The organism is Paraburkholderia sp. 40, assembly GCF_050434105.1.
GTDB lineage: Bacteria > Pseudomonadota > Gammaproteobacteria > Burkholderiales > Burkholderiaceae > Paraburkholderia > Paraburkholderia tuberum.
Genome location: NZ_JBNPVY010000004.1, coordinates 1,576,015 through 1,596,736, shown reverse-complemented (window position 1 = coordinate 1,596,736; position 20,722 = coordinate 1,576,015). Strand labels below are relative to the sequence as shown.

The 20,722-nt window shown below is 59.8% G+C and carries 23 protein-coding genes and 4 pseudogenes; 13 read left to right on the top strand and 14 right to left on the bottom strand.

Translation table 11 applies throughout. The features are described from left to right. Nucleotides 1–81: 81 nt before the first annotated feature. The 6 genes and pseudogenes from pqqE to OKW28_RS28985 form a co-directional block, all read left to right on the top strand. Nucleotides 82–942: pseudogene (pqqE, locus tag OKW28_RS29010) on the top strand (pyrroloquinoline quinone biosynthesis protein PqqE); the annotation flags it as partial. A 30-nt stretch (nucleotides 943–972) separates the two neighbouring features. Next, the gene (locus OKW28_RS29005; protein WP_429293479.1) at nucleotides 973–1,140 is read left to right on the top strand and encodes a hypothetical protein; all 168 of its coding nucleotides are present in this window, start codon (nucleotides 973–975) and stop codon (nucleotides 1,138–1,140) included. 141 nt (nucleotides 1,141–1,281) lie between these two features. Next, nucleotides 1,282–1,917, top strand: coding sequence for a hypothetical protein (locus OKW28_RS29000; RefSeq protein ID WP_429293478.1), 636 nt, complete (start codon nucleotides 1,282–1,284; stop codon nucleotides 1,915–1,917). 80 nt (nucleotides 1,918–1,997) lie between these two features. Beyond that, complete coding sequence (locus OKW28_RS28995; protein WP_429450734.1) at nucleotides 1,998–2,816, top strand: hypothetical protein; 819 nt, start codon at nucleotides 1,998–2,000, stop codon at nucleotides 2,814–2,816. Between the two features lie 180 nt (nucleotides 2,817–2,996). After that, entirely contained in the window at nucleotides 2,997–3,644 is a 648-nt protein-coding gene (locus OKW28_RS28990; RefSeq protein WP_429293476.1) for a hypothetical protein, read from the top strand. 255 nt (nucleotides 3,645–3,899) lie between these two features. Beyond that, complete coding sequence (locus OKW28_RS28985; protein WP_429450733.1) at nucleotides 3,900–5,000, top strand: hypothetical protein; 1,101 nt, start codon at nucleotides 3,900–3,902, stop codon at nucleotides 4,998–5,000. Nucleotides 5,001–5,288: 288 nt separating this feature from the next. On the opposite strand, the gene OKW28_RS28980 is transcribed toward OKW28_RS28985, so the two are convergent. From OKW28_RS28980 to OKW28_RS28960, 5 genes are all read right to left on the bottom strand, one after another. Then, entirely contained in the window at nucleotides 5,289–5,549 is a 261-nt protein-coding gene (locus OKW28_RS28980; RefSeq protein WP_429450732.1) for a hypothetical protein, read from the bottom strand. Further along, nucleotides 5,539–5,997, bottom strand: coding sequence for a tyrosine-type recombinase/integrase (locus tag OKW28_RS28975; protein ID WP_429450731.1), 459 nt, complete (start codon nucleotides 5,995–5,997; stop codon nucleotides 5,539–5,541). Before OKW28_RS28975 ends, OKW28_RS28980 begins: the two co-directional genes overlap by 11 nt. A gap of 767 nt (nucleotides 5,998–6,764) precedes the next feature. Further along, on the bottom strand, nucleotides 6,765–7,037 hold the full coding sequence (locus OKW28_RS28970; RefSeq protein WP_429450729.1) for a hypothetical protein: 273 nt from the start codon (nucleotides 7,035–7,037) through the stop codon (nucleotides 6,765–6,767). A gap of 71 nt (nucleotides 7,038–7,108) precedes the next feature. Continuing rightward, nucleotides 7,109–7,288, bottom strand: a complete 180-nt coding sequence (locus OKW28_RS28965; RefSeq protein ID WP_429450728.1) for a hypothetical protein — start codon at nucleotides 7,286–7,288, stop codon at nucleotides 7,109–7,111. Next, nucleotides 7,285–8,136 (bottom strand): hypothetical protein, encoded by an 852-nt coding sequence (locus tag OKW28_RS28960; protein ID WP_429450726.1) that lies wholly within the window; start codon nucleotides 8,134–8,136, stop codon nucleotides 7,285–7,287. Before OKW28_RS28960 ends, OKW28_RS28965 begins: the two co-directional genes overlap by 4 nt. Nucleotides 8,137–8,418: 282 nt before the next feature. Between OKW28_RS28960 and OKW28_RS28955 the strand changes: the two are divergent. Further along, a pseudogene (locus tag OKW28_RS28955) lies at nucleotides 8,419–9,557 on the top strand (IS3 family transposase); the annotation flags it as partial. 238 nt (nucleotides 9,558–9,795) lie between these two features. Here the strand turns inward: OKW28_RS28955 and tnpC are convergent. The 8 genes from tnpC to OKW28_RS28915 form a co-directional block, all read right to left on the bottom strand. Next, entirely contained in the window at nucleotides 9,796–11,376 is a 1,581-nt protein-coding gene (tnpC, locus tag OKW28_RS28950) for an IS66 family transposase (RefSeq protein WP_116117423.1), read from the bottom strand. A 30-nt stretch (nucleotides 11,377–11,406) separates the two neighbouring features. Next, nucleotides 11,407–11,763 (bottom strand): IS66 family insertion sequence element accessory protein TnpB, encoded by a 357-nt coding sequence (tnpB, locus tag OKW28_RS28945; protein ID WP_090812713.1) that lies wholly within the window; start codon nucleotides 11,761–11,763, stop codon nucleotides 11,407–11,409. Next, nucleotides 11,739–12,302: a transposase gene (locus OKW28_RS28940; RefSeq protein ID WP_429442848.1), complete on the bottom strand. Its 564-nt coding sequence runs from the start codon at nucleotides 12,300–12,302 to the stop codon at nucleotides 11,739–11,741. The genes tnpB and OKW28_RS28940 overlap by 25 nt, the downstream gene beginning before the upstream one ends. A gap of 56 nt (nucleotides 12,303–12,358) precedes the next feature. After that, a complete protein-coding gene (locus OKW28_RS28935; protein WP_429450724.1) occupies nucleotides 12,359–12,685 on the bottom strand; it encodes a hypothetical protein in 327 nt (108 codons plus the stop codon). Nucleotides 12,686–12,847: 162 nt separating this feature from the next. Continuing rightward, the gene (locus OKW28_RS28930; protein WP_429450722.1) at nucleotides 12,848–13,357 is read right to left on the bottom strand and encodes a hypothetical protein; all 510 of its coding nucleotides are present in this window, start codon (nucleotides 13,355–13,357) and stop codon (nucleotides 12,848–12,850) included. 79 nt (nucleotides 13,358–13,436) lie between these two features. Further along, nucleotides 13,437–13,772 carry a hypothetical protein gene (locus OKW28_RS28925; RefSeq protein ID WP_429450721.1) on the bottom strand — a complete coding sequence of 112 codons (336 nt, stop codon included), beginning with the start codon at nucleotides 13,770–13,772 and terminating at the stop codon, nucleotides 13,437–13,439. Nucleotides 13,773–14,082: 310 nt separating this feature from the next. Next, entirely contained in the window at nucleotides 14,083–14,310 is a 228-nt protein-coding gene (locus OKW28_RS28920; RefSeq protein WP_429450719.1) for a hypothetical protein, read from the bottom strand. A 267-nt stretch (nucleotides 14,311–14,577) separates the two neighbouring features. Then, nucleotides 14,578–15,204, bottom strand: a complete 627-nt coding sequence (locus OKW28_RS28915) for a recombinase family protein (protein WP_429450717.1) — start codon at nucleotides 15,202–15,204, stop codon at nucleotides 14,578–14,580. Nucleotides 15,205–15,236: 32 nt separating this feature from the next. Between OKW28_RS28915 and OKW28_RS28910 the strand changes: the two genes are divergently transcribed. The 4 genes from OKW28_RS28910 (at nucleotide 15,237) to OKW28_RS28895 (ending at nucleotide 18,079) form a co-directional block, all read left to right on the top strand. Continuing rightward, a complete protein-coding gene (locus OKW28_RS28910) occupies nucleotides 15,237–15,539 on the top strand; it encodes a hypothetical protein (RefSeq protein ID WP_429450715.1) in 303 nt (100 codons plus the stop codon). A gap of 150 nt (nucleotides 15,540–15,689) precedes the next feature. Then, nucleotides 15,690–16,085, top strand: a complete 396-nt coding sequence (locus OKW28_RS28905) for a hypothetical protein (RefSeq protein WP_429450713.1) — start codon at nucleotides 15,690–15,692, stop codon at nucleotides 16,083–16,085. A 177-nt stretch (nucleotides 16,086–16,262) separates the two neighbouring features. Next, nucleotides 16,263–17,396, top strand: a complete 1,134-nt coding sequence (locus tag OKW28_RS28900) for a ParA family protein (RefSeq protein ID WP_429450711.1) — start codon at nucleotides 16,263–16,265, stop codon at nucleotides 17,394–17,396. Continuing rightward, nucleotides 17,393–18,079, top strand: a complete 687-nt coding sequence (locus tag OKW28_RS28895; protein WP_429450709.1) for a RelA/SpoT domain-containing protein — start codon at nucleotides 17,393–17,395, stop codon at nucleotides 18,077–18,079. The genes OKW28_RS28900 and OKW28_RS28895 overlap by 4 nt, the downstream gene beginning before the upstream one ends. Nucleotides 18,080–18,656: 577 nt before the next feature. Here the strand turns inward: OKW28_RS28895 and OKW28_RS28890 are convergent. Next, nucleotides 18,657–19,792, bottom strand: a protein-coding gene (locus tag OKW28_RS28890; protein ID WP_429450707.1) for an IS3 family transposase whose coding sequence is annotated in 2 segments (ribosomal slippage) — nucleotides 18,657–19,528 and nucleotides 19,528–19,792 — 1,137 coding nt in all. Because the reading frame shifts where the segments join, the coding sequence is not laid out codon by codon here. A 179-nt stretch (nucleotides 19,793–19,971) separates the two neighbouring features. Between OKW28_RS28890 and OKW28_RS28885 the strand changes: the two are divergent. Both OKW28_RS28885 and OKW28_RS28880 read left to right on the top strand, forming a co-directional pair. Further along, nucleotides 19,972–20,254 (top strand): annotated as a pseudogene (locus OKW28_RS28885) (NAD(P)(+) transhydrogenase (Re/Si-specific) subunit alpha); the annotation flags it as partial. A 57-nt stretch (nucleotides 20,255–20,311) separates the two neighbouring features. Continuing rightward, nucleotides 20,312–20,562, top strand: a pseudogene (locus OKW28_RS28880) (NAD(P)(+) transhydrogenase (Re/Si-specific) subunit beta); the annotation flags it as partial. Nucleotides 20,563–20,722: the final 160 nt, after the last annotated feature.

Below are 20,722 nucleotides of genomic sequence, written 5' to 3'. Positions count from 1 at the left end.
ATAGATATAAGCAACTGGTTGCTAGTTTCGTGACTGTGCGGCTCGCAGGACGCCGGCGACATTCACGAAACTAGCAACCAGTTGTATACGAACCTGATCACCTCGGGTATCGGCTTGACCGCGGCGCGCATCGAGCGGCTCAAACTCGCGGGACTCGACCATATCCAGCTGTCGTTGCAGGACTCGACGCGCGAGCTCAACGACTTCGTGACGAGCACGCGCACGTTCGAGCTTAAGCGCGCGGTCGCGCGGCTGATCAAGTCGCACGATTATCCGATGGTGCTCAACTGCGTTCTGCATCGGTTCAACCTGCCGCATGTCGGGCAGATCATCGAGATGGCGCTCGATCTCGGCGCCGACTACCTCGAACTCGCCAACACGCAGTACTACGGCTGGGCCATGCTCAACCGCGACCAGTTGATGCCGACCGCGGAGCAGGTTGCCGAAGCGGAGGACACGGTGAACCGCTATCGCAAGCTGGTTGGCGAGCGCTGCCGGATCCTGTTCGTCGTCCCCGACTATTTCGAGCAGCGTCCGAAGGCGTGCATGAACGGCTGGGGCTCGGTGTTTCTCGGTGTCGCGCCGGATGGAACCGCGCTGCCGTGTCATGCGGCGCGCTCGCTGCCGGGGCTTGCGTTGCCCAACCTGCGTGACATGTCGCTCCGGCAGATCTGGTATGAAAGCGACGCGTTCAACGCGTTTCGCGGCGAAGGCTGGATGCGCGAGCCATGTCGCGACTGTGACGAACGGCATGGCGATCACGGCGGTTGCCGCTGCCAGGCCTGGATGTTGACCGGCGACCCGGCCGCGGCCGATCCGGTCTGCGCAAAGTCGGCGCATCACGGACAAGTCGTGCAAGCGGTGCAGGTGGCGCGCCATCCCAAACCCGTGGACGAGCGGCCGTTGATCTTTCGCAGCAACGAGAATTCGCTGGCGCGTTGAGGGGAGGGGCTGACGCGCCAGCTGGAGGGCATGGGGTACGACTCAAGCGACCGGATCGTGATCGACGAGATGCAGGCCTGCTTGCTGCACACGCCTGCATCGTATATGCCGCTTGTCGATACGCCGGGCGCGGGAAGGATCAACGTGGCGAAGGTTAAGCGCGGCCTGGAGGAGAGTGTCGCGAAGGAGCAGCGATAGGAACGGGAAAAATGCGTCTCTGGCGGCTTGGGAGTCGACGAGACCCAAACGTCTGATCTTGTTGATTGGGCGGTGCAGTTTACCTATCCTTTTATCCGGGCTTAAGTGCGGCCCGTGTGCTACTCAGCGGAAGGGGCGGACATGTCTACACCCAACAAACTTGGGCTAACCATCACCATTCCAAAGACAGTCTTCAGTTATCCCTGCAACTACAGTTTTGATCACTTTGTGCCGCTTACGGTGATGAAGGATAAATGCGGAATGGATGTGAAGATGGTTTGGGAATCTGCCGATGGCAATCTTTTGCATCTCGCGGGGGTGTATAGCAACGAGCTCATATCCGCGCCGATAAAGGCCACAGGCTGTTTCGCCAATCGAGGTTTTCATGTTTCCAGCAAGGTGGATACATACCTGGGACAAAGCAACGATGAGCACGGCTTTCCTGCCGAGATCGCACTAACCGGCCCGGGTGAAATGGTTCTATACCAGGTCTTCGTCTATGGCACGAAACCGTGGACGGTTGCGCCATGCTCAGGATTTCAGATTACCCATTCCGTTACAGATATCGGTGACGGAAAATTCAAGGTGACCACCACCAAGGAAGGCAAGGCGGTGCGCTTTCGTCACAGTATCGATGCTAGCGAAGGGGTCGTCGTGGAGGAGCCCGTTGAATATTCGTCGGAGGCGGGGCGGGGGCGTGCAATCGTGGTTCAGATCGTCCAGAGTGGCGGGATCAACCCGGCGATTCTGGTCAAGGCCGATCTCTGCATACGATGACGGTGCCTCTGCAATTCAGGTACCCAGTTCAGGCACACATTCCGCAACAGCAACGGCCGCTCTGATCAGCCGATCGAGATATGGACTTTTCCCCCGGCGACATCATTATCGAGTACGACGACAGTACCGACGAAGCGAAGCATGCGCTGATCTGGGTGGCTGACGCCAAGGGAAAAACCGTCATCCACAGCAAGGACGTCGGGAACCTGCAGGGAGTCGTGCAGCAGTCCGTCGGCGCGCTAGCGGTCACCGACGACGACATCAAGTACTTCGTCTATCGTTACGGGAACTCCGCCGTGGCCGAGGCGGCAGCGTGGTTCGCCGCAAGATGGACCACGCGCAGCGACGATCCCATGGTGGTTGGGATGGTGAAATATGCCGAAACGAAACAACAGGTCGTGAAGGCGACCGTTCCCTTCGGACGGCGCGGAGATGAATACCAGACCAATGAAGCCTGGACTGCCGACTCTTTGGTCCGCGCGGTGCGAGCCTGGCACCGCGGGATCACGGGCGTGAAGCTTTCCAGTCGCAAGGGAATCAGCTGCTCGCAGTTCGTCACGTACTGTTTTCAGGCAGCCAGCCTGCACGCCGCGCTGCACAACATGTCCCTGCAATCACAGAAGGCGAAGGACTTTCTGTTGGGCCCGCAAAATTTCGTGGCCTTGAAAAAGGGAAACCGCTACAGCCTCATCTACGAAGCCCTGAAACCCGTGGTTCAGGATCTGAATGGCTGCATCCCGCCCGGCATGCTGGTCGATGCGAAGACGACGGACGCCGAAAATCTGCAGAATTGCCTCGAACGTGAGAACAGCAAGTTCAAATGCGTGGGTGTAGTGGCGACGGATAACCGGACCAGACCCACTAAAGCCTGGATCGAGGAGGAAGAGAAGTCGGATTGACGCAGCGAGCGGCCCCGCGGCGATGCCGGCCTGACAGGGGCTGCTTCAGCATGTCTTGGAGGCGTGGCATGAGTGACGGGAGCAGGCCGTGGCATCTGCGGGAGCGCCAGTGGCCCGGGCTACGTGAGATTACCGGCCGGTCAGATACCGAAGACAGCAGGGGGAATTCAGGAGAATGTCATGCCGGTTACCAGGACCGTGATGTCGATTCACGATGATCAGACGGGAGAGGGTACAGCGCTCGCATTTCCCACGATGTCGACCTGTTCTGCGATTATCTGCGTCCTCGTCGACCGGCTCGTGGGCGTCCACAAAACCCAGGGCTGGCGCGGCAGCACAAACACTTTGTTCGCGCGCGCCGTCGCGTTGATCGGTGGTGACAGGGTCTACGAGCTCTATATCGCCGGCTGGAACGTGGGAAGTAAGGAATATCACAACATCAGTCAGATTCAGAATGCGCTGGGATGCGCCGATGTGGCGACCTATGTGCTCGACTACCACAACGCTGACGTCATCATCAAAAACAAACACAGCGGGGATCTGGTCAACCAGCAGGCTTTCCAGGCGCGAAAGGGGAAAGTCTTCACCCCCAGCCCAACCTCCGATCTGTGCACTTTTGCGTTTCATACCGGCAAGCGCAATCCCACCATCGGGATCAAGCGGTCGTCGAAGGTAAACATTACCGCCAGTGACAATGACGCCGTTCGCGAAAACCTCAAGCGAGAGGGGAGGGACGGGATGATGATCGCCGTGACAGAAGATATCCAGACGCCGAGCGATCATCTTCACATCCTGGACAAGCACCTGGATTTCGTTCACGTGGTTTGAATCACCGTGGCGTCCAGGCACGCAAAATTACACGAGGATCCGCGAGGGTGGCGATATGCGTCCCGGATTACTCATCCTCTGCCCGAGCGATCTGGACGCGAAAACCAGGTCGAGATGGGAAGTTGATATCAACGATCTTGTGGTTTTTGGGTTCAAGAGGAGTCGGGCTGTTACGCCACTCGCGTCAAAGATGCATGAGAGCGGACGGATCGGTGCGAGACCATTGCTGCGGCACACGACACTTTGGGAATAGCCATGAAAGACGTGACTGTCAGGATCAACGACACGCTTGGATTCATTCAAACCTCGGCAATCGGGACCTTCGCCGAGAAGGCCTGCGCGCACGCTCTGGCCAGTTCCTATATTCAGAACCACTATCCCCCGGCCAACGCGCACCAGGCCGGCTACGTGAATTTCTCAAACGGGATGTCGATGAAGAATCTGCACAACGCGGGTAACGAGGCCCAGCGCGAAATGCGACGCGTCATTTATCTCCTGTGGCATGCCATTGGAAACAATGCGCTCGCAAATCGGGCCACGACGCTCGGTGCCGGATTGTTGGCAGCTGAGTATCGCCGCCTGTTGCAGAAAGCCAGGATAGTAGAGGATGCACATCATGCGCGCGACCACGGCAGCAGAAATCTGCTGACGACCGTTATCCCGGCCGCGCCACTGCAGTTTCTCACAGACAACAAGATTATGGTTCGCGGTTCGACGGGCTATGCGCCAGATGCGCTAGACCGCAATCTCGTGAACTTTTACTTCACCTACGACGCGGCCCAGGATCGCTACATGTTCGTGCCTGTCGCGGGGGTTCCGGTTCCTGCAGGCGCGTACGGCTTTTCAGCAGCAAGCGTGCGCGCCGTGCACTGGACCGCCGTCCCCGGTAGAGGAATCGTGGTAATTCCGGGGCCACCGCCGGGCGCTGCCAGCTTTGGCGCCATCGACGGTATACGTCTCGATGGCTCCGACGTGATGGTCACCACACAGTTCACCGGCTGCAGTTTTTGCATGAAGGACGTGGGAGGGGTGATCTATGGCGCTCATATTTCGCCCAGCATTCCGGGGCATCCGAACCCGCACGTCGGCACTAGCATGGCCCAGCAGCTCTGCGGAATGAATGCTAACGTTGGCGCCGGCGATTTCGCGAATCATGCAGGTGCCGCCCCTTTCATGGTCTATGGCGCAGGGCACAGCAACATCGCCGGCTTTCCAAATGGCTACCCGGAGCCGGGCGTTGGCGCAAATCCACTCCAATACATGTGCATGATTGGCGTGCGAGTGGGCGGGCTTTGGCAGATCTTCTCCCAGCAAGTGTTCGTGGGCGGCGCATTCACCGCCTTTCAGGTTCTGTAGTGCAACGGTATCCGCTCGATCAGCCCGGCGCGCCTGCCTGCCTCTGCTGCTGCTCGAATTCTTACTCTTGTCGCGCTCGACGCCTCCGAAGATTGCGTGCCTCCGGGCGTCGATATCTGTCCAGGCGACGCGAACTGCACCAGGCCCGGTCAGTTCCTTACACAATCGAAGAGCCGACGACCGGTTGGGATGCCGAAAGATATGGACGGCCTGGAGGTATCGCTGACGGTATGGGCGGGCGCGATGGGACCCGAGTCGGGCCCAGCGTTGGGTTTGCGGCGGGGGGTGTCAATCGAGTGGGGATGACAAAAGGGGCGGCCCAGTAGTTGACGAGCGCAGAAAAGATGGGACACTCCAAGCCGCGACGACGAGGCCGAAGGCCGCCGAGAACCAGGCCTTTAGATCGCAAAGCCGGTCAATGTAATCAGCCCACTCCTGCATAACGCGGCAACGATCTTCGTCGAACGTTGTCCTGTCATAAGCCTTCTGGACGTCGCCGCGTTTTGCGTGCGCAAATTGCGCCTCTAGAACGTCGATGTCAATGCCCAAGCGTTCCCTCCCCACCGTGCGAAGCATGCCGCGGAATCCATGTGCCGCGTGCTTTCCCTGAAAGCCCATCTCTCGAAGCGCTTTGCTCTGGGGGGCGGTGCAAATGCGGCGTTTTCTGCCGCGCAGGCGAGGGAAAGACGTAGTCGCCGCGGCCCGTGAGCGTCTGAAGTTCTTTCAACAGCGCAACCGCTTGCTTTGGCAGTGGCACGATGTGTTCGTGTTGCATCTTCATCCGGAGTGCTGGCACATGCCATTCGGCGCCGTCGAGGTCCATTTCGTCCCACGGGACGCCTACGACCACGCCCGGGCGCAAACCAGTGAGCATCGTCAATTTCAGAGCGGCCCGCGTAATCGGCGAGTTATAGCCATTAATCGCTCTTACTAGCGGCGCGATCTCGGAGGGTTTCGTGATCGCCGGAATATGGCCTTTCTTGTGACGAGGGATCACTCCACGCAGCGACAGCGGAACGTCTTCCCTAAGGCCGTGTTGAATTGCATACGCACATGCCCCATCCGCCGCCCTTGGCCCCGGTATCCGTCACGCGAAGGTGTCGCCTGCCGTCACCGTACAGCCAGCCCTCGGCTTTCCATCCACCTACGTCTACCGTTGCTTCCGCAACCAGCCTCCCGGCCTGCTTCGCCTCGGCCAGCTTGCGGTAATGCTCGGCGCGGCTCACGACTCGCCGCCCCCGGTTGAGTAGCGGCCTCTCGTGCTGCACCATCGGGCGGCCCCGGCGCTTCGCTTGGCAGGCATAGCAAGAGCCGTCATGCACCCGCCGCGCCGTGCTGCCGCACTTCCGGCACGGCTCCCCCTGATACGTCTTGTTCCCGCGCATCGCAGCCCGCCAGCGGCCAGCGTCGAAGCGTCGCGAATGAAACGCCTCGCACTGGCTGCACTTCCGGCAATGGCGGATCAGGCTGTGCGTGAGTTTGCTTCTCGGCGGCTCGATACGTCCCCGGATCGGGTCATCAATCTGGCATCGCGGCCAGAGTAGGGGCGGGCGTCCGCGCCCTCGCTTGGCTGTCTCAGTCGTCATTTGATTGCCCTCTGTGTGCCCGACTGGGCGCGAACGGGCGGATTGCCGGAAGGAGGAGGGCACGCGCCTGCGTCGGCGTCCCCGGTCGCTAGCAACACGTGCCGCGCCGTCATCGGAGGAGGTTCTTCGAGCGCGCGCCTGACAGCAGCGGAATTCAGAAGTGCCCACATGGTCCGCATCACTGGCCGCCATAGAGTGCGTTAAGGTCGTCGTCGGAGGGGGCGATCTCAGCGGCCTTTGTGGTCACATTGCTAAAGTGGTCACAGTCCTTTGTGGTCACATTGCGCTTATCAGCGACCCACGATGGAAGCTCAACGCCCGCGTCGCGCAGAGCGCGCCGGTACGCCGCTCGCGTGTGTCGGTTCCCCTTCAGGAAGTACAGCCGTGCTTCGTCGTTGCTCTCCAACGCCGCGCCTGTGCTGCAGCTCATCGTGTCCATCGTATTCATCATGTTAGGTGTCCTGTGTGTTTATTGCGGTCCGCAGCCTTCTGCGGACCGTCGTGTGTTGGTTGCTCTGGCCGCTAGGACGCGCGTACGCCCTCTCTGGCGGGCCGCCGCGCCTTGGGCGGGCGTCGGTTAACCTGATCATCTCCAGCGGCTCTGCGGCCTTCCTGACGCGTCCGCCAGCGCTGTTGCTCGATGATGCGCTGGCAGCGCGTCTTGGCCTTGGCAAGCTGCGCGGCTACGGTCGATGCGCTCATGCTGTCTCCGGTACGCCAGTCAGGCCCTGCTCCGCGAGGAGAACCACAGCCCGCAACAGTGCGCGCTCCCGCTCCTGCGTGATCTTCCTATTGAGCGGCTTCTTCGGCAGTGTTCCGCCCGACAGCAGCGCGGCCAGCGTGGCCTCTGCTTCGAACTCGCCCACGGCATCTGTGGCCCATACAGGGTCGGCCAGCTTGCCGGTAATGGTCGCAATAAGGTTCTTACATTCGAAGGTGATCCCGGCTCCCTTGTTCGCCAGCATCAGCCCGAACTTGTGTTTTGCATCTGCGTCCTCTTTCAGATGGTAGGCCGCGCTCTTGTTACTCCCGCTGATCTGCCACTCGACACCGACCAGCGATTCACCCGCCATGATCCCGGCTTTACGCAGTGCAGGAAGGAGACGGCGCACGTTATCGGCGCGCTTACCGGTCAATTCCGCAAACCAATGGCACAGCTTGTCGAATCCGGGTGTGACACCTCGGCGGCTGTTGCGGAACTCCAGACAGAACGCTGCGAATGCTCGGGCCTCGGGTCTCAGTGCGCCGAGGATGGCTTCACGCCGCAGCATCTTCTCGCTGACGTGGCCTGCGATGGACAGGCCCGCTTTCCCTGCGTCTGCTGCCGGGATTACTTCACCGGTCACGAGATTGACGTAACTGACGGCTTCCCGTGCCTGATAGCGGGTGACGGTAAGCCCATTCACTCTCAGCGGCTTCGCGAGCCGTCGCCACTTCTGTACTGTCTCGAAGACTGCCCACTCGTCCACGGACTCTACGCGGTCGCAGGTGGTGATAAGGTCTGCCAAACACCGGCCATGCTTGTAAAGGGTGCTGCTCGGATGCTGCATTATTCGATCCTCGGTTAGCGTTGGGTGACTGGCTAGCGCGCGGTAAGTTATCTTATAGAGAAGTTATCTTATAGAGAACACTGCAAGTCATTGATTTAAAACGAAATGCACCCCTCTGAAAGTGAGGGAAATACTACGGCTGGTGGTTCGGGCGGCGGGTCAGGCGGCCAGCTTCTCCGTACGGTCGGCGGCGCGCGGGGCGCTTGCCTCCACCTGCTCGGCCAGAATTGAAGTTGACCCGCGAAAACGGACACCTATGCTTTTGATCAGGAGGTGTCGAAAATGGGCAGGCATCGTACCCCATACCCTGTGGAATTCCGGGCTCACATGGTCGAGCTGGTTAAGGCCGGAAGAACGCCTGAGGATCTGGCGCGCGAGTTCGAGCCGACCGAACAGACGATCAACAACTGGGTCGCGCAGGCCGATCGCGATGCGGGTGTGCGTCACGACGGGCTGACCACGGCCGAGCGGCAGGAACTCACACGGTTGCGTCGCGAGAACCGGCAACTGAAGATGGAAAGGGACATTCTCTCGCAGGCCGCGGCCTGGTTCGCGAGGGAGACGGGAGCCGTTCCGCCGAAGGGCGGTACGGATTCATGAGAGCGAACCGGGCCAGGTGGCCCATTGCCACGATGGCACGGCTGCTCAGGGTCTCCGCGAGCGGCTACTACGCATGGCTGGTGCGTGAGCCATCGAAACGCTCGTGTAGCGATGCGCAACTGCTCGAGCGCATCCGCACGCTGCATGCGAATTCACGCGGCACATATGGGGCGCCACGTATCCATGCGCAGCTCGCGTGGGAAGGCGTGCATGTGGGATGCAAGCGGGTCGCACGTCTGATGCACCTGGCCGGCCTGCATGGTGCGAGCCGGCGGCGCTGGCCACACACCACGCGGCAACGCGCGGGGGCTCGGCGCGCTCCGGATCTGGTGCGTCGGCACTTCTGCGCGGAGGCGACAAACATGCTGTGGGTGGCGGACGCCACCTACATCCCGACTGGCGAGGGGTTTCTGTATCTGGCCGTAGTCCTCGACGTGTTCAGTCGCCGAATTGTAGGCTGGGCGATGTCAAGCCATCTGGACACCGAACTGATGCTGCGCGCACTCGATATGGCGTTGCTGCAGCGACGCCACGAGGGCGTAATTCTACATTCGGACCAGGGATGCCAATACACCTCTATTGCATTCGGACGGCGCTGCCGCGAAGCCGGTGTGCAACCGTCGATGGGGACGGCCGGCGACGCGTACGACAACGCGATGTGCGAATCGTTCTTCGGCACGCTTGAAGCGGAGCTACTCTCGCGAGAACTCTTTGCGACTCGTGAACGGGCCCGGCAACGCATCTTCTGGTTCCTGGAGGGCTGGTACAACGTACGCCGCTTACACAGCGGCATTGGCTATCGTTCGCCGCTTGAATTCGAAAACCTCAACGTTAAAAGGCAAACCGTATCGCCTTGCGGGTTGTCCACCGGCGGGCAGCGTCATGGTCGTGAGAGGCGACCCGCCGCCCGCCCGTGGACAACCCGCGACTCAACACTCAACGGAGGTTAGATCGCATCAAATCGCAGGCTGCAAATCCGTCCGTCGAACGTACGCGATCCATTGACGACACCCCTCAGAGTAAGGGCGCGGTTCTCATGAGATGTGTTACAGGGCTCAGTCAGCGGAGATCGATGGGCATCTTCCAGGGCAAGAGCGCGTCGTAGTCGTCGACGGTCTGTGCCAGCGGGAGACGCTGTAATAGCCAGGTGAGATAGCGATACGGATCAATGCTGTTCGCCTTGCAGGTTTCGACCAGTGAGTAGAGATTGGCGCTCGCGTTTGCGCCATCGACGGTGTCAGCAAACAACCAGCCGCGGCGTCCCAGGCAGAACGGGCGAATGGAATTTTCGCAAGGGTTGTTCGATATGGGCCAGTTGCCGTCTTCAACGTAACGGATCAGCTTCGGCCACTGCCCGTGCAGATAGGTCAGCGCCTTGCCGAGCAGACTGTTGGGCACGACGCCAGGCGAGTGCTCAAGCATCAGCTTTTCGATAACATCGAGTACGCACGCGCTGTATCGTCGTCGCAATCGCTGTCGTCGCCCAGCCGTCCACGTCTGGCTTCGCGCTTCGGCCGCGAACAGTTTTCCGATCAGGCTGATGAAGCGTGTCGCGAGCAGATCGGGCGGGCGCGCTGCTTTGGGGACATTGTCTTCCGCCTTCACAAAGTACCGTCTTGCGTGCGTCCAGCATCCGAGGTGCACGAGCTGGTACTGTTCAGCGATGCCGTTGTAGGGTTCGTATCCATCGGTCATCAGGGCGGCACCTTTACGGACACCGGCAAACAGCCTGTCAGCCAGCCTGGCGCCACGACCTGGCGTATAGGTGAAGCAACGGATGGGGATGCCCGAACCGGTCATCTGCGCCCACAGATAGCTTTTCGTTTGCGGCTTTCGCCCTTGCTCCTTCAGGACCTGGAACGTCGTCTCGTCGCCGTAGATCAGTTCGGCATCGAGCAGCGCATCGCGCATCAGGTTGATGACGGGTTGCGTCGCAAGACCGACGCGGACCATGCTCGCGGCAATCGTGTTCGACGAGATGTCGCCGCCGAAGCGACGCAGCAGACCGGCCTGGCGATAGAGCGGCATGCCGAACTGGTACTTGCCGGTGGCGATCCACGCGAGCGCCGATTCACTCAGCAGCCCACGCGGGATGATACGGGGCGGTGCCGGCGTAACCTTGATGCCGAGATCGCAACATGGGCAGGCGTACTTGATACGCTGATGCTGGGTGACTCGCAACTGCTCGGGAATGACATTGAGCTGCTCACTGATCTCGACGCCGATCTCGACGAGCGCGTGTCCGTCGTGATCGCAGAAGCGCTCTGCCTCAGGGAGTTCGTGTCGCACGACATCACGCGGCAGATTGGGATCGAGAGGCTTGCGGTGGCCGCGCTTCTTGCGCTTGTGGGCCGCGACCTCGGTTCCGGGGGTATCTTCCTGCGCGGGAGTGGCGTTCGCGCCGAGCGCTTCGGCTTCGTTGAACAGGCCGAACTGGTCCGAGGCGCGCGCTTCGCTTTTCGCGCCAAACAGTTCGCGACGGTAAGCGCGCAGTCGTTCCTCGGCGAGATCGCGCTCAGCTGTCACGAGGCGCAGTGCGCTGCGAACCTCCTCATGATCGCGCTGAAGCGAACCATAGGCCTCTCGCATCGCGAGCAGTGCCTTGAGTTCGTCGGCGTCGATGATCACGTTGATCGGCATACCGCTTAGACCGGCACGCCGGTGACGTGTTCAGCTCACGCGTGCATAATTTCGACTGGGATGTCGCTGGACTGCGGCAATGTCGATGCCCTCGATAAGCCAGTGCAACTGCTCGACGCTCAGTGTCGCGACCCGGTTCGCGCTGTCAGGCCACACGAAGCGATCGTTTGCCTCGAGTCTCTTGAGCATGAGCCAGAAACCGTTGCCCTGCCAGCCCAGGATCTTGATGCGATCGCATCTCCGGTTGGTAAACACATAGAGCGAGGAATCCATCGGGTTCAAATGCATGGCCTGCTCCACGAGAATCGACAGGCTGTTCATGCCATACCGGAAGTCGACGGGTTCCCGATGCAGGTAGACCTTCAGGCCTTCGTCGAACCGGAACACGGCATCCTCCCCAGCATCTGGACCACGGTGGTCAGTTCGTCGATGCTCGCCTCGCCGAGATCAAACTCGACGCCGTTGGACAGTCGCACATGCAGTGCGAGCGTCAGCGATGGCGATGGCGATGGTGACGGCGGTGCGGTTGGCAGTGCTGGTGGTGCTGCAACGACAGGCACGAATGCCGTGGGCGAGGCGACAGGTGGGGAGCGTTTGCGCGAACCCGGGATGTCAATGGGCGCGCCATCAATCACCGCGAGCGCGCCCTCCAGTACGATTTCCTCCGGGGCATGCGGACGTTCCTGTTCGCCGGTAGCATCATCCTGCGATGCCGGCGAGATGCCTTTCTCGCGCTCCAGAAGGTACTTCGTGATCCACTTGCGTAGCAGGTTGGCGTTGATCCCGTGCTCCTGCGCCAGGCGGGCAACCGACACGCCAGAACGCAGCGCTTCCTCAACGAGCGCACGCTTGCCTTTATCGTCGTAACGACGGCGACCGTCGCTGCTGCGTCGAACTACTCTTAACTCTGGATCTTTGTCAGCCATAGGTGTCCACCTCCGGATAGGTGGACACCTATGCTCCTCGCTCCTGTCCCCAGCGGCTAGACGCCGAAAATGGATCGCTTACCGTCGAACCGGGTCAACCTCAGAATGCCGCGCTCCACCTTCTCGTGGATGAATGCCGTACGGACGGTACTCATCACGCACGCGCTCGTCACGCCGTTCACGGCTGCAAGGTCCGTTACCTTCTCGCCACGTAGGAACCCATTCACCAGCGTTTGCCGCTCGTCAGCGTCCAGCGCCTCAGTCTTGACGGCGCGGTGTACGTCAGCCGGGTGGATGCCAAGGTGTGCCGCCGTCAGATTGAACGGCTCATTGAAGTGATTGATGCGTGCTGCGCGGACAGCGCGGGGTGTGATTCGGGTCATGGTTGGTCCTTCTGATAAGAGAAAGCCCGCGCTGCTGGCGGGCCTTGAAGAAGCGGCCACGGCTACACCGTGACGCGCTGTATTGGGTCGGCTACTTCGGTGATCGCGCCACGCCATAGGTGCAGCGCTTCGTGTTGCGTGGCTATCGCCGCTTCGGCGTGCTCAGTCCCGATAGCCTCGGTTCACGTCGCGGACATTCCGCAGCAGCGCGTCCATCGGCTCATCGGCGCGCGCCAGAATCTCAACCGGGATCAACTCCGGCCTGCGAGCCACTGCGGCCAACAGTACGCGGCTCTGATTCGCCAGCGGCTGCTCGAATGGGCGTCCCTCGTACGTGCCGTGCACGGTGTACTTGCGGAGCGCATTCGCGTACTTGCCTTCGTCAATCGGCATGATCGCGTCGATCTCGTACGCGTCCACCTGCCGCTCGAAGTCGTTGCGCTCGATCTCGGGCATAGCTGCGCGGATCGCGGCCATCTCCGCTTCAATAGTGGGAAGGCCCTCGAACGCCTCGCGTAGCCGTGCATACTCAGCAGCAGCCGCACGTACGGCGTCGAGTCCTTGGCCCAACTGGGTCAGGCGGTGCTGTGCCTCCTGCACGCTGGAGAAACTGGTGTTGGTGATCGGTGCGGCGTGTGCCGCCGTTGCTGCTGCTTTGGTTGCTCGGGTCATGGTTGCTTCCTGTAAGTGAGTAGGGATACTAATTATCGGTGCCGTGGTGCGCCCACGGCGGGCGTCTGCCGTCAGACGATCAGAGGCGGCCAGCGATCATGCGGAAAGTGCAGCGGCAAGCTGCGGGTGTGTTGGCCCCGCCGACAGCGTGAATCGTTCGCGGGCCTACGATGTGCGCGCTCGAATGAAAGCGGCCAACGTCCTGATTCGCCGTGCCTGCCAGCCCATGCAGGGCAAGCTCGGGATACTTCAGGAGGTTTGCTGCGTCCTGCTCGCTCGCCGGGACCAGTCCTGCCGCCGCCGCGTATTCAAGCGGGTTGGTCGAATAGTTCCAGCTTGCGCCGCTGCCATCACGCAACGACGCGGGCATTGCGCCTGCCGTAAATGCATCCTGAGCGCTGCGGTCGATCTGCACCGGGTTCGCTGCCCCCGCGCCAATCGGACCCGCCCAGCCGGCCCCTCCGTTCGGACCTACGGACCAGCTACGGCTCTGCACCGCGCCGCTACCTGCGGATGGGAGTCGGCCATTGAATGCGCGGCGGTCGCTGGATGCGTCGAGTTGAGATTTCGGAAATGCCATGTGCGTTACTCCTTGGAATGCGGCGCTTACTGCGCCTTGGTTGTTCGCGGCTGTGCGCCGCTTGGTTGGGTTGATGCTCTGGCTGCTTAGAAGGCCCGCCAGCGGCCTCGGCGCATCGCGCCTAGTTCGTGCTATTCCGTCGCCGTCAAGCCAGTACGCTGCGGCTCGGTTCGCGGGTGCGCTCCAGATAGCTCGGCAAACTGCCGTGAGTGGCTTCGATGCCTGCGCGCAGTGCGGCTAGTCGCGTACCTCCGTTACTGCCTTGCGTTCGGTACAGCGCCGCCAGCTTGCGCAGCTTGCGATTGCCTTCGAGCGGATGAAGCGGCGCGCTGCCTTTGGCGCGCTGCGCCTTTTGTTTCGTCGTAGTGGTCATGTCATTCCTCGTGATAGTGGTTGTAGCTTCGAAGCGACACGGTTCTGTGTCTGCCGAGTCGTCCAAATTCAACTAGGCATCCGGGCGACGTTCTCTTGTCTGCTGAGTCGTCCGTAATCAACTAGGTGTCGAATCGACGCCCATCGACTAGGTGTGTCTGCTAAGTCGTTCGAAATGCAAAAGGGCCAGCCCCAAGGTCAGCCCATAAAGCACAAAGCCCGCTCAATGGCGGGCCTCGTGGCGGTCAGATTAGCACGCGCCAGCCCGTCACTCTGCGGCCTGCATCTCCTTAGAGACAGCCGCGATAGTGGCCCGCGAGCATTCAAGGTTGGTCTGTATCCACTGCCACGACAGCCCCTTGTCGAGCGCCTTGCGGATCGCATCCCGCTTCTCCGTGTCCACCGCGCGACCCTTGTACTTCCCCGGTGTAGCCTTGGCTTTCGCGATGCCCTCGGCCTGCCGCCTGCGCCTGTCCTCGTAGTCCTTCCGTGCAATCGCGGCCAACATGTCGAGCAACATGTCGTTGATCGCATCCAGCATCCGAGCCGTGAAGTCATCACCGCTGCCCGCCTTAAGCGCTGCGTACGATGTCGGCAGGTCGAGCGCAACAACGCGCACACCATGCGCCGAGATGTCGCCGCGCAGCTGCGCCCAGTCGTCAGCATTCAGGCGTGAGAGCCGGTCCACCTGCTCCAATAGCAGCACGTCGCCCGGTTCGCAATCCGATAGCAGCCGGAACAACTCAGGCCGTTGAAGGCTGGCACCGCTCTCGTTCTCCCAATACCACGAGGCCACCCGCACACCGTGCTCCTTGGCGAACGTCTGCAATGCACCCTTGGCGCGCTTCGCGTCCTGCTCGTCAGTGGACGCCCGCATGTAGGCACGAATCATCATCTCGACCGCTCCGGTACTGTTAAGGTGGTTAGATGGTACCGGTACTGCTGAGGTATCGCAAGCGGTATTTGCAGTACCGATTTGATCAGGTCGGTTCAGGTATGCCCTTCCAGTACCATCAAGACTTCGCCTTTTCTGCCGTTAACAAGCGAGCCATCAACAGACCATCCGCAGAGACTATGAAGAACTGGTACGCAAACATCACGAACGGGCAAAAGGTCTTCCTCTATTTGGTTTCCAGTTTGCTCATCCTCGTCTATGGCCTGGGCCTCATCCCCCTGGTGGTATTGATCTACCTGCAACTGGGCGTGCAGACACCTGCCAAGCAGGAGTGAACAGACTGGCACTTACTGCCGCAGCGCAGCGTCAGCGTCGAAACAGCGACCCCAGCACCATGCCACCCTCCCGGCTGGAAAGACGCGCGCCCGCGCCCGCCTATGGGGGCGCATGGACGCATGTGCGCGCCGTAAAGTCCCCGCGAATAGGTGCAGCAAAATCTCGGCGGCTTGTTTGGCGAACCCGACGCCGGATTCGTCCCGCCCACCGCCCGCTTACACTCTGTTACGATTATTATTCGTTTGCTGACTTTCCGTCGATTTTCGATTTCGCCCGACCAAATGATAAAAACCCTTGTTGTGATGGTTTCCGTAGTCACCCTTGCCGCTTGCGCTGCGGTAGTCGAACCGATGCCGACACCGGATGGAAAGCAAGGATTCTCAATTTCCTGTGACGGGTCCGCCGACAGTTGGACTAAATGCTACAAAGCTGCGGCGCAGGCGTGCGGCGGTAAGTACGACGTCATCAATAGCAACATGACCAGTACGCCGACAGGCTACGGCCCGATGGTCACTCGAAATCTCATCGTTAGCTGCAAGGGTTAGCGGGCGCGGGCGTGTGGCGTAAGTCCCCGCGAATAGGCATGGTGAAATCTGGTCTAGGCGGACTTGGCAGTCGAGTCAATACCCTGCTAAAAAATTAATAATAATAATAATCACCACGCCTAAGGGGCCGGCGTATCATTGCGCTCTTAACGAGCGGGCTGACTAAGAGTTGCTAAAATGAATCCGAAAATCATCTCTGTTTTCAATAATAAAGGCGGCGTCGGTAAAACTACTCTGACGTTTCACCTTGGACACGCGTTGGCAGGCATGGGGCACAAGGTGCTCATGGTGGACCTCGATCCTCAATGCAACCTTTCGATTTATGGCGTTCCGGTAGAGCGGATTCAATCTGTGTGGGATGACGAAACTCCGTACATTGACGAACCCGGCTTCGCTGATACCCGAAAGGTCGTCGCGGCGGACGATTTCAAGCGGCTGCTGACTGAGCCGCGCACCATGCACTTTCTTTTGAAGCCGACGGAGGAGGGGACCGCAGAACTAGAGTCGTTGCCGCCACCGATCGCTCTCGCCAAGAATTTGGATCTTATACCCGGGCGACTTACTTTGCACATGTTCGAGGAACAGATCTCTAGGCGGTGGAGCGATGCTTTCATCGGGCACCCGTTAGCTCTCCGCACGCTTGGCGAAATACGCCGTCTTATTTTGGCGTATGCTGAAGAGCATAAATACGAATACTGCATTGTTGATACGTCACCTAGTCTCGGATTGCTCAATAAGGTCGCGTTGAGTACGGTAGACGCATTCTTGGTTCCCTGTGCTCCGGACTTATTTAGTCTCTATGGGATTCGCAACATCGGGAATTCACTCCAGCGATGGGCACACGAATTTAAAACGCTTTACACGCTAATCTCGCCGACTCGGCGAGGGGCTTTGCCGGTGAAGATGGTTCGTTTTCTTGGCTACACCATTTACAACGCTAAGCGACGTGCGGGAGCCAGCGAATGGGACATGGCAGGTGCGCATTTTGATTACGCCCGCCAAATTCCCGAGACGATTGCCGGGCATTTGCCGTCAGAGTTAAGCGGGGGTATCTCGGAGGCGAGCCTGCGGTTGCCAATTGGCGAAATGTCAGTGATGCACTCTCATAACACATTTCCGTCCCACGCCCAAAAGTATCACAGTCCAATGTGGGAACTCCCCAATTTGGAGAATTTGGATGCGTCCGACAGCCCTACGATTCAAGCTAGTCGTCAAAAGTATTATGAAACTAAGGAAGCGTACGAGACATTCGCGGCTGATGTGATCGCTCGGATTGACGCTCTCGCGCCGAACGAGGCAACGCAATTATGAATGGACCGACGCCCGAGGAACTGGATGCCGCTCTAGCTGCTTTCGAGTCAAGGCGCGATCAAGTTGATTGGTTCCGCAAGCAAGTAGCGGATTTCTTCACGACGAGTCGGGTGCTGACTACCGGACCCCTACCGGCGGTTCATTCCGTTAAGTCCAGAGTGAAAGACGCGTCGCATCTAAAAGAGAAGATCGCAAGAAAGTGGAGTGCGGGTCCAATCACGGCGGAGAACTTTTTTGAACGTATCAACGACGCGGCCGGGGTAAGGGTATTGCATCTGCATTCCCGTCAATTAGAAAAGATTCATCGGGCGACGATGAGTCAGGTCGAGCAGGGTTACTGGTTTTTATCCGAACCTCCTGTTGCGTATAGTTGGGACCCAGAGGCGACGGCTTTCTTTCAAAGTCTTGGGCTGCGGGCAGAGACGCGTGAAACGTACTACACCAGTATTCACTACATCGTTAAGCCACAAGAGCGAGTAGACATTACCTGCGAGATTCAAGTGCGTACGCTGTTTGAGGAGGTTTGGGGAGAAATCGATCATGCCCTCAACTATCCGCAGCCGACCACGAGCCTACCTTGTAAAGAGCAACTCCGAGTCTTAGCAAAGCTAGCATCGACCGGCACGAGGTTGGCCGACGCTATTTTTGCAATTCGTGACAGTGAGTCTGCCGAGGTGAAATAACACCGCAGGATCCGCAATCGAACATGGACTGAGACGCGAGCGCGATACCGAGACGCGAGCGCGATACCGCAGGATAGCGGAGCAAAATCGGTCGTTCAAAAAAGCGCACCCAAGTTGTACTCAGTGTCAGCTTAGTCCGTGACGATCTTTCGAGCAATTTGCCACGTTGCGTTACAATACAAATTGTCCCACAACCCGTATCCATACGGTACGTGGATCAGCGCCAGAGCCTTACTGGGCGGTCCTCAGCGAGGTTCAAATCCTCTCGCCCCGACCAATAGATATAAGGCTTTCATGGCTTCGGCTCTGAGAGCCTTTTTCGTTTGGGGCCGATTTTGCCCCCACGTTTCCCCCACAGGACGGACGGCTCTCGCGGGAACAAAGCGGAATTTTCGGGGACGGTAGCGGACGCGTTCGTTGCTCAGTTCGGGACGGCTTTGCTCGCACGTTTACCGGTGCGTGCTATGCCCACGGCAACCGCACACACCGGTAACGACATGCCGTTTTCTGACGGTTAGAGGTGGCCTCGCTTGTTCGGACAGGTTCTCGATATTTTTAAGTGGAACGTCCGGGGCAGTCATGCTGCCAATTTGATCGCAGGCAGTGTTGCGAAGTATGCCTCATCCGGCGTGCGGTCTTCCAGACTCGAATGAGGCCGTCTCTGGTTGTACAGATTGATGTAATCGCCGATTGAGCGCCGGGCGTGGCCTACCGATTCATAGGCTTTCAGATACACCTCTTCATATTTCACGCTTCGCCACACGCGCTCGACGAACACGTTGTCTCGCCAGGCACCTTTGCCGTCCATCGACAGGCGGATGCCCCGGCTGAGCACGGCCTCGGTGAACGCTATCGCGGTGAACTGGCTGCCCTGGTCGGTATTGACGATCTCAGGTTGCCCGTACTTCGCGAACGCTTCTTCCAACGCCTCGACAGCGTGCATCGCCTCCATCGTGATCGCTACGCGGTGGGCCAGTACCTTCCGGCTGGCCCAGTCCACCACGGCGGTCAGATACACGAAGCCGCGCGCCATCGGGATATAACTGGTATCCAGTGCCCAGACCTGGTTTGCCCGACTGATCGTCATGCCCCGTAGCAGATACGGCCAGATCTTGTGCTGCGCATTGCGTCGGCTCGTATTCGGCTTGCAATACAGCGCCTCGATACCCATGCGCTTCATCAGCGTGCGCACGTGCCGACGGCCAATCTCGTGTCCCTCGCGACGCAGCAGTCGCGCCAGCATCCGCGCTCCGGCAAACGGAAACTCCATGTGCAGTTCATCGATCCGGCGCATCAGCAACTGGTCTGCGTTGCTCACCGGTTGCGCCCGGTAATACACGCTCGATCTTGCGATACCAACGAGTCGCGCCTGCTGCGAGACCGGCAATGCGTGTGTACGATCGATCATCGCTTTGCGCTCAGCAATCCCGCCTTGTTGAGCGCGCCGCTTAAAAAATCGTTCTCCAGCGTGAGCTGGCCGATCTTCGCATGTAGCTCCTTCAAATCGACTTGCGGCTCGCTCGACGCCGTGCCGCCTGCGCCAAACACGTCGGCGGCACGTTCCTGCAACTGCCGCTTCCATTCGGTGATCTGGTTCGGGTGCACATCGAACTGCTGCGCTAATTCGGCTAGCGTCCGCTCGCCCTTGACCGCCGCCATCGCCACTTTCGCTTTGAACGCGGCTGAGTGCGTCCGTCGGGTTCTCTTCGTCATCTTCCTGGTTCCTTTGTCGGCATTATCGCCGGCTCAGGCCCCGAGCGTTCCACTTATCCGACTGTCCGAATTTGCGCGCCCACCTCTCTTTCGGAGGGGCTAGCATTTTGCCGAACATTCCCGATGCCGTCGCGTCGCTGACGACAAACGCTACGTAGCGCCCACAGACGGCACAACGGACCCTCGCGGCGGGACGTGGCGCCGAATATGAAGGCCGGCGCGGCAGCAACTGCCCGCTGAACGAAGCGGACTGGGTCGTGACGAAGCACGGCGTGGCGCTCGTCGGCTACGAACGTTCCGTCGATGGTCGCGGCCGACGCGTCGTCGCTCTACGCGCACAATCTGCTCGACTTCCTGAATCTGATCGTCACGAAGGAAGGCGCGCTGAACATTGATCTCTCCGACGATATCGTCGCGGCCACGTTTCTGTCCCGCGATGGCGAAGTCGCGCGCAGATCATAAAGGAGAGCAGGGATGGAAGTCATCAATCACACGGTGATCAACCTGACCATCTTCGTGCTGGCGATCTACGTCGTCACGCTGCTGTATCCGGTCGCTTCTGTCTGCTTCATTCAGGCCCTCAAGGGGCTGTCGAATACGAAGATGGCGGGTATGGGCAATACCTTCGGCATGGTCCGGATGGCGATCGCTATCCGCTGATCGCCAAGCAGGCCGCAGCGGTCGGCTCGAATCTCGGCCCGGGCTCGGCCTGCTGCTGGTTGCGCTGGTGGATCTGCGGCGCAGTGGGCGCGTTCGTCGCGGCGCGCGTCGCCATAGGCATGAAAATAGCGGTGCCGGAGGCCGACATGATGTTCTTTGCCGTGTCGTTCGCCTCCATGCTCATATGCCTTACGCATCGTAATGCGTCATGTACTTCGTTTTCTATACCAATGTGCTGCGGCTTCAGTTGCGGTTTTCCATTGTTGCACA